The sequence below is a fragment of the Immundisolibacter sp. genome, from assembly GCF_041601295.1.
Lineage (GTDB): Bacteria > Pseudomonadota > Gammaproteobacteria > Immundisolibacterales > Immundisolibacteraceae > Immundisolibacter.
The window spans coordinates 1-7,202 of the sequence record NZ_JBFIII010000119.1 but is presented as its reverse complement, the minus strand read 5'-3'; the positions used below and the strand labels follow the sequence as shown (position 1 = coordinate 7,202).

Sequence of the window (7,202 nt, the reverse complement as noted above, 5' to 3'; positions counted from 1 at the left end):
TGGCATGCCGGCGTCGGCCTGCTTGAGGACCGAGACAATCTGGGTCTCGGTGAAACGCGACTTCTTCATGGAACCTCCTGGCTGCAGAAACATGCCAGAAAGTTCTACTTCTGTAGTGTCTACCTAGAGGGGGAGCTTACGAATGCTTTGGTGGGCTTCACCCGGCAAATAAAGGTGCTACCGGCGTTCCGGCGCGAACGCCTTACCTATATCGCGGTAGCGGGATGGCGTGCCACGAAGCGCTGGCGAAGCGCTTGCAACTGGCATCTGGTTCTGCGATCCATACGCCCCGTGGCAGCGCGGTAGCAACGAGAACACCAACGGATTGCTGCGTCAGTTCCTGCTCACGGGCATCGATCTTTCGGACGTGACCCAGACCCAACTGAACGACATCGCCCGACTCCTCAACGGCTGGCCATGGAAAACGCTGGGCTGGAAAACGGCCGACGAGGCAATGACCGAAGAACTGGCCATTTTCTCAAGACGTGTTGCACTTGATTCTTGAGACCAAGCCTTCCCCGGAGAGTCATACAGGAAAATCGGAATTCTTTCGTCCTGCAATGGCAAAGTAGAATAAAGGCTTTCCCTCGATCGACAATCTGTGTCGATAGCGTTCAATGCAATAGATGTCTACATGTTTGGCGAATATTAGTTCCCGAATCATGGTAGAGAATCCTGACTCATCGCTAATATCAAAAAATGTGTCTTTAATGTTAAATGCCACCCATCCTCCGTTTTTTATGAGGTTGAATGCTTCTACAAATGCTTTTGTGGGAATATCACCAAAACCCAACGCGGCAACCGTCACCATGCAATCGAATTGCCATGCTATTAATTCGTCTCTTCTTTCCGGCCCCAGTTTCGTAAAATCCTCGACATAATATGCGTCATATACTCCGGGCCTATCTCGTATAGTTGCCTCGTAAGCTTCAGAAATTATGTCTACGCCTACTAAGCGCGAAATGCCATGTTTCTTTAGTTCCTCCCCGACCATGCCATTTCCTGCGCCTAAATCCAATACTCTAAGCTCAGAAAAACTATCTTGAGACTGTTTTACTGCTGACTCGAGAATTGTAGCCACTTTGGTTGGAGATGTACATTTTAAGCGGTCATAGAATATTTGTTCGTACAGACCCTGTATTTGATAAATTTCATCGTAATCGTGAAATCTAATCTTCCTGTCGCTGCCTGAGCCTTGAAGATAAAAATAGGCTTCGTCTTGATTTATATTGGTCAGTTCATCTTTTGGAAATTGTATACGATGCCTCTTTATCATCATTGCCTCAATTATTTATAAACCATCACGGATTGATGTTACGCTGAAAAGGCGCGCGCCGAAATAAAGCGCGCAATTATACGCGATTTTCCATACGCATCACACCAATAGGGTCAATTTATATCCTATTATCCCTACTCATTCGTTAGTATTTTCTTTGATATGGAAATTCTATTTTGCTCGCAGTTTTTATTCTATGCCCTGTTTACTCACTTGTATATTGTGGTGTCGTGTCCCGGCCGATGAATGACCCGGCTTGACGTTGCCACCGGTCCATGGCCTGGGGCTGACATGACCAAGTGCCTTCTGCAGATGCCGGTTGTAGATCCACACATAACTAACGAAAAGTCACGTTGCCGGAACGAGCGCGAACCGGGCAAAAACGGGGGGGCGGACAGCACGGAGAAGGGTTCCTGCGACGCAGTGGTCCCACCCCAGGAAAGGCCTAGTCGTCTTCGCTACGCCCTTCGATGCTGACAACCTCGCCCTCGGACGTGGCAACGGTGACCACGATGGGCCGACAGCAGACACTGCAATCCTCGGTGTATTCCTGGTCCGGTACCGAGCAGTCGACGACCATCTCGATTCTCTCCCCACAGTAGGGGCAATCAATAAAGGCGCAGTCGAGGTTTTGCATCGAAATCTCCCGAGGGTGTTGACGCGGTGCGCCCAGCCGTTGCGTACGGTGCATCACTTTTGGCGCAGGCCGGATGGATTGCTCACCCGGAAGAGAAACCCTCCGGTGTCGCGTTGGACAGGTCACGTAGGGCCGGTTGGGCGAAACCGTAACTCGCCGGAAACAAAAAAACGACGTCCCACCGGTATTGCATCGGCGGTACAACGAGCGGTATCACGCAATTTATCGGGGTCGGGTTACGCCGCGCTAACCCGACGCAGCTGGCCGCCACAGAAAAGTGCCACGACAAGAATGATCTCGCCCTGCTCGGATGCCGCAGGTACCTCGCCCGTCAATTCTTTGTACTGATCCCGAACTAGCAACCACAGCGACGAAGTGGACCGCGAGGCACGCTCTTGAAGGAGTCGTCGGCGATCGACGCATAGGGCGGCTGCGCCAATCACCCAGAACAAAAAATACCGCTGCGCCAGCGGCAGCACCTTGGCCGGTTCGCAGGTTAGCAGCGTCCCATCCGCCGGTACTTCGTAGGTCTGCGAATCCACTTTCATCACCGGCAGAGCGTAGGCGACCAGCATGACTTCGCGGTCTGGCCGGGCTCGAAGCGCAGCGCCGGGTTGGTTTAGGCAAAGTGGTAATGCGAGCCGACCTGGATCGGCCGGTCGCCGGTGTTGGCCACGGCCAGCGTCAGGGTCAGGCGGCCGGCGTTCAGTTCCAGCTCGCCGGGGGCGGGGTCGAGTTCACCGGGCATCATGCGCAATGGCTCCTTTGTGGGGCGGGAAAAAGGGCTCTATGCGCCGATACCGGCAGCAAGTCTTGCGCCAGACTCGGGCAGCGCCGGGCGCACGCGGTTTTCTTAAGCCAACCCCAGCCGCCCAGCCAGGCGGCGCAGATTGGCCCGATCCACGCGAAGCTCGCGCGCGGCGGTGGCCCAGTTGCCGGCGTGCCTGGCCAGCGCAGCGCGGATCAGGCGAGATTGCAGTTCGTCCACCGCTTGGCGCAAGCCGATTCTCGTGGCCGCTTGTTCGATCGCCGGGTTGATCGGCGCTGGCAATGCAGCTGGAGATGTGCCGGATGGCAGCAGCAGATTCAAATGATGCGCGTGCAGCGTGAGGATGCGCGGGCGCTGTGGCTGTTCGGCCAGCGCCCGCAGGGCGGCCCGGCCGATCAGGTGTTCGAGTTCGCGTACGTTGCCCGGCCACGGCTGGTTGAGCAAGGAATGCTGCGCGTCGACCGCCAGGCGCAGGCCGCGCAGGCCCAAACGCACGCGATTTTCCTCCAGGAAGCCGCCGGCCAGCAGCAGCACGTCGCGGCCGCGTGCGCGCAGCGGCGGTACGGTGAGGGGATAAGCGCTCAACCGGTGATACAGATCGGCGCGAAAACGCCCGGCGCGGACTTCCGCCGCCAGATCCCGGTTGGTGGCGGCCAGCACGCGCACGTCGACGTGGTGTTCACGATCCGAGCCCAGGCGCTGCAACTGGCCGCTTTGCAGCACGCGCAGCAGTTTGGCCTGCACCGGCATTGGCAGCTCGCCGATTTCGTCCAGCAGCAGGGTGCCGCCGTCGGCCAGTTCGAACTTGCCGCAGCGCTCGCGCACCGCGCCGGTGAAGGCTCCGCGCACGTGGCCGAAAAGCTCGCTTTCGACCAGGTTGTCCGGCAGCGCAGCGCAGTTGAGAGTGATCAGCGGCCGCTGCGCGCGGTGCGAGCGTGAATGGATGGCCTGCGCGACCAGCTCTTTGCCGACGCCGGTCTCGCCGCTGATCAGTACCGTCAGGTCGGTGGCGGCGACGGTGTCGATCTCGGCCTGCAGGTGGCGCATGGGGGGGCTGCGGCCGATCAGGTCGCGCGGGCGCAACGTCGCCGGGGCCTCGGCGAGGGTGCGTGCCAGCTGTTGCTCGCGCTGCGCGCGCTGGGCGAGGCTGCTGAGGCGCTCGCCAGCGACGACGACTGTACCGGCCAATCGGCCGAAGGCCTCCAGCAGGTCCAGATCGACCGCACCGAAGGCCCGCGGGTCGAGTGCGTCCAGCGTGAGCAGGCCCCAGGGACGATCGTCCACGTACAGCGGGCAGCCCATGCAATCGTGCACTTCGAGCTGCCCGGTTCGCCCCTCAACCAGGCCGTCGTAGGGGTCGGGCAGCTGGCAGTCCGCCGCCAGGCGCGTCGGCCCGCGCCGCTGCAGCAGCGTCAGAAGGCGCGGGTGGTCCTGCAGGCGAAAGCGTCGGCCGAGCGTGTCATGGCTCAGGCCGGTTACCGCCAGCGGCCGCAACGTGTCGCCGTCAAGGCGCAGCAGGGCCGTGGCATCGCAGGGGAACAGCGCCTGCACAGCTTCCAGCAGGCGCGTGTAACCGGCCTCGTCGGGTTCGTCCCGGGTCAGGGTGTCGACAACCTGCGCCAAGGCGCCCAGTAGCTGGGATGGAGTCATTTTTACCGATCAATGATGTCAAACAGACTTTCTTCTTGAGGTGTCATTCTGACATCGTGACGGCGGCGAGTGTGTAATTGACTGGTTTTTCGGTGTGGCACGAAACGTGAGATGTGCAAGGCGGGACAGACAAACCGTCTCGCCCGCGACCACCTGGCCTGCATGCGTGCGCGGCCGGTCAGGCCCGCGGTCACCGTACTGCCATGGAGTCAGTCAATGCTTTCCGAACAACACCGTGATCTGGTCAAGGCCACCGTGCCGCTGCTCGAAGCCGGGGGCGAGGCACTCACCCGCCACTTCTACGGCATCATGCTGGACGAGTATCCGCAGGTGCGCCCGCTGTTCAACCAAGCCCACCAGGCCAGCGGCGCGCAGCCGCGCGCGCTGGCCAACGGCATCTTGCAGTACGCCCGTCACATCGACCATCTGGAGGCGCTTGGGCCGCTGGTCGGACAGGTCGTGAACAAGCACGTCTCCCTGCAGGTGCTGCCGGAGCAGTATCCGATCGTCGGTACCTGTCTGCTGCGGGCCATTCGCGAGGTCCTCGGTGCCGAGGTGGCGACCGATGCGGTCATCGCCGCCTGGACGGCCGCCTATCAGCAGCTCGCCGATTTGCTGATCGGCGCCGAGGGAGACGCCTACGCGGCCGCCGCCGCGGCGCCCGGCGGCTGGCGCGGCGCCCGGTCGTTCCAGGTCTCACACAAGGTGACCGAGAGCGACGAGATCGTCTCGCTGTACTTGCAACCGGCTGACGGTGGTCCGGTGATGGGTTTCCAGCCCGGGCAGTACATCGGTCTCAAGCTTACCGTCGACGGCCAGGAGGTGCGGCGCAACTACTCGCTGTCGGCCCCGTCCAACGGTGCCACATATCGCATCAGCGTCAAGCGCGAGCCGGGCGGAGTGGTTTCGAATTTCCTGCACGATTCCGTGGCGACAGGCGCGACGCTGGAGCTGTTTCCGCCGGCCGGTGATTTCATTCTGCGGCCTGGTGCCCGGCCGCTGGTGCTGATCAGCGGCGGGGTCGGCATCACGCCCACGCTGCCGATGCTGCACGCGGCGCACGAGCAAGGCCGGCCGGTGACGTTCCTGCACTTCGCGCGCAGCGGGCGGGTGCATGCGTTTCGGGACTGGGTGGACGATCTGGTGGTCCGGCATGCGCAGGCGCGGCGGTTTTATTGTTACGAGGAAAACGGTGCCGCACAGGCAGACGCCTACGGGCGCCTGAGTCCCGAACTGCTCGAGCGCTGGCTGCCCGCCCCGCGCGACGTGGATGCTTATTTCGTTGGTCCACCTTCGTTCATGGGCCACGTCAAGCGCCTGCTCGGCAACCTCGACGTGCCCGCCGGACAGATGCACTGGGAGTTCTTCGGCCCGGCGGCAGCGCTCGACTGATGACAGGAGGTCGCACAGGAACTGCTGATTCGAACGGCGGTTCCCGCAGTGCAGGGACGCGCTGCCAAAGGAATTTTTGCCGTCTTTTTTACCCGCCAAGGAGGCTCATGTCATGTCCGTCGAGAATCCTATTCACCTGCTCGTCCACGAGCACAAGTACATCCTGAAGGTTGTCCATGCGTTGAGCGTTATCGACGACGATCTTGGTCGCGGGCGTCCGGTCGACGTGGACCTCATTCGCAAGGTCGTGCTTTTCATGCGCGACTTTGCGGACAAATGTCACCACGCGAAAGAAGAAGCGATTCTGTTTCCGGCCATGGAAAAGAAAGGGGTGCCGAAGACCGGATGTCCGCTGCAGGGGTTGGTGGCAGAGCACGTCAAGGGGCGTCAGTTGGTGACTGCCCTTGCGGCGGCGGCCGATGCCTATGCCCAGGGAAGCCCCGATGCGGTGGAAGCCCTGCGCGGTTCAATAAGCGGTATCCGCCAGTTGTACCCAAACCACATCTGGAAGGAGGATGAAATGGTCTTTCCCATGGCGGAACGTCTGTTCTCGCGGGAAGAGCTCGAAAACATGCAGCTTTTGTTCGACAAAGCCGAGGTAGAACTCGGGCAGGATCATGATCGATACGTAAGGTTTGCCGATGAAATGGCGCTACTCCACAACGACGAGCCGGCCTAGCGGGCTGTCCCGGCTCAGGTCCGCGGCGACCTTCCTACCTTGGACGGTCGTGGTCCGTCACATCGTGTGAATCATGACCCCCGGAATGGGGCCGGAGAGTGGAATGCTGCCTGCGTCCAACACGTCTGAATCATCCTGCGTTCATCCATTGTTTCGGCTGGGTTTCCGACCGTTCTTTCTGGGCGGCGCCGGTTTTGCGCTTCTCGCAGTGGGGCTGTGGGCCGCTGCCTATCTTGGCTTCGTGTCCGGCTTTGCGCCCCGGGGCGGCTGGCTGGCCTGGCACATGCACGAGATGCCGTTCGGTTTCGTGACCGCAGTGATTGCCGGTTTTCTGCTCACTGCTGTGCAGGCCTGGACCGGCACTCCAGGGCTGCGCGGCTGGCCGCTAATGGGGCTGTTCGGGCTGTGGCTGGCGGCGCGGGTGGCCTGGTTGTGGCCGGGGTTGCCGTGGTTGGTGTTGGTGGCAATCGAATTGGCCTTTCTGCCGGCTGTAGCGATGCGCCTTGGCTGGCAGTTGTGGCGCGTAAACCAGTGGCGTAACTATCCGCTGGTCGGGCTGCTCCTGCTGCTGGCGCTGGCCGATGTGGCGATCCTGCACGCACTGGCGGCAGGGGATTTCGACCTGCTGCGACGGGCGGTGTGGGCGGCGTTGTGGCTGATCGGGACCATCATCGCCGTCGTCGGCGGACGGGTGATTCCGTTTTTCACCCAGGGGGGCCTGCGCCTGTCGGCGCCCATCGTCCCGCGCCGCTCGCTCGAAATATTTGCCTACGGCGGGCTGCCGGTACTGGCGTTGCTG

The 7,202-nt window shown here is 61.1% G+C and carries 8 protein-coding genes and 1 pseudogene; 4 read left to right on the top strand and 5 right to left on the bottom strand.

Translation table 11 applies throughout. The annotated features are described in order from the left end of the window. The first annotated feature begins 229 nt into the window (after positions 1–229). Positions 230–505 carry a transposase gene (locus ABZF37_RS12800; protein ID WP_372720520.1) on the top strand — a complete coding sequence of 92 codons (276 nt, stop codon included), beginning with the start codon at positions 230–232 and terminating at the stop codon, positions 503–505. A 21-nt stretch (positions 506–526) separates the two neighbouring features. Here the strand turns inward: ABZF37_RS12800 and ABZF37_RS12795 are convergent, their stop codons facing one another. From ABZF37_RS12795 to norR, 5 genes and pseudogenes are all read right to left on the bottom strand, one after another. Next, the gene (locus ABZF37_RS12795) at positions 527–1,276 is read right to left on the bottom strand and encodes a class I SAM-dependent methyltransferase (protein WP_372720518.1); all 750 of its coding nucleotides are present in this window, start codon (positions 1,274–1,276) and stop codon (positions 527–529) included. Between the two features lie 445 nt (positions 1,277–1,721). Further along, positions 1,722–1,913, bottom strand: a complete 192-nt coding sequence (locus tag ABZF37_RS12790) for a CPXCG motif-containing cysteine-rich protein (RefSeq protein WP_372720516.1) — start codon at positions 1,911–1,913, stop codon at positions 1,722–1,724. A gap of 236 nt (positions 1,914–2,149) precedes the next feature. Next, positions 2,150–2,488, bottom strand: coding sequence for a hypothetical protein (locus ABZF37_RS12785; RefSeq protein WP_372720522.1), 339 nt, complete (start codon positions 2,486–2,488; stop codon positions 2,150–2,152). A 50-nt stretch (positions 2,489–2,538) separates the two neighbouring features. Then, positions 2,539–2,664, bottom strand: a pseudogene (locus ABZF37_RS12780) (urease subunit beta); the annotation flags it as partial. Between the two features lie 102 nt (positions 2,665–2,766). Further along, positions 2,767–4,332 carry a nitric oxide reductase transcriptional regulator NorR gene (norR, locus tag ABZF37_RS12775; RefSeq protein WP_372720514.1) on the bottom strand — a complete coding sequence of 522 codons (1,566 nt, stop codon included), beginning with the start codon at positions 4,330–4,332 and terminating at the stop codon, positions 2,767–2,769. A gap of 216 nt (positions 4,333–4,548) precedes the next feature. Between norR and hmpA the strand changes: the two genes are divergently transcribed. From hmpA to ABZF37_RS12760, 3 genes are all read left to right on the top strand, one after another. Next, positions 4,549–5,724: an NO-inducible flavohemoprotein gene (gene hmpA / locus ABZF37_RS12770; RefSeq protein ID WP_372720512.1), complete on the top strand. Its 1,176-nt coding sequence runs from the start codon at positions 4,549–4,551 to the stop codon at positions 5,722–5,724. 112 nt (positions 5,725–5,836) lie between these two features. Continuing rightward, complete coding sequence (locus ABZF37_RS12765) at positions 5,837–6,403, top strand: hemerythrin domain-containing protein (RefSeq protein WP_372720510.1); 567 nt, start codon at positions 5,837–5,839, stop codon at positions 6,401–6,403. Between the two features lie 103 nt (positions 6,404–6,506). Further along, positions 6,507–7,202: NnrS family protein (locus ABZF37_RS12760; RefSeq protein ID WP_372720508.1), on the top strand; the 696-nt coding region annotated here is incomplete at its 3' end.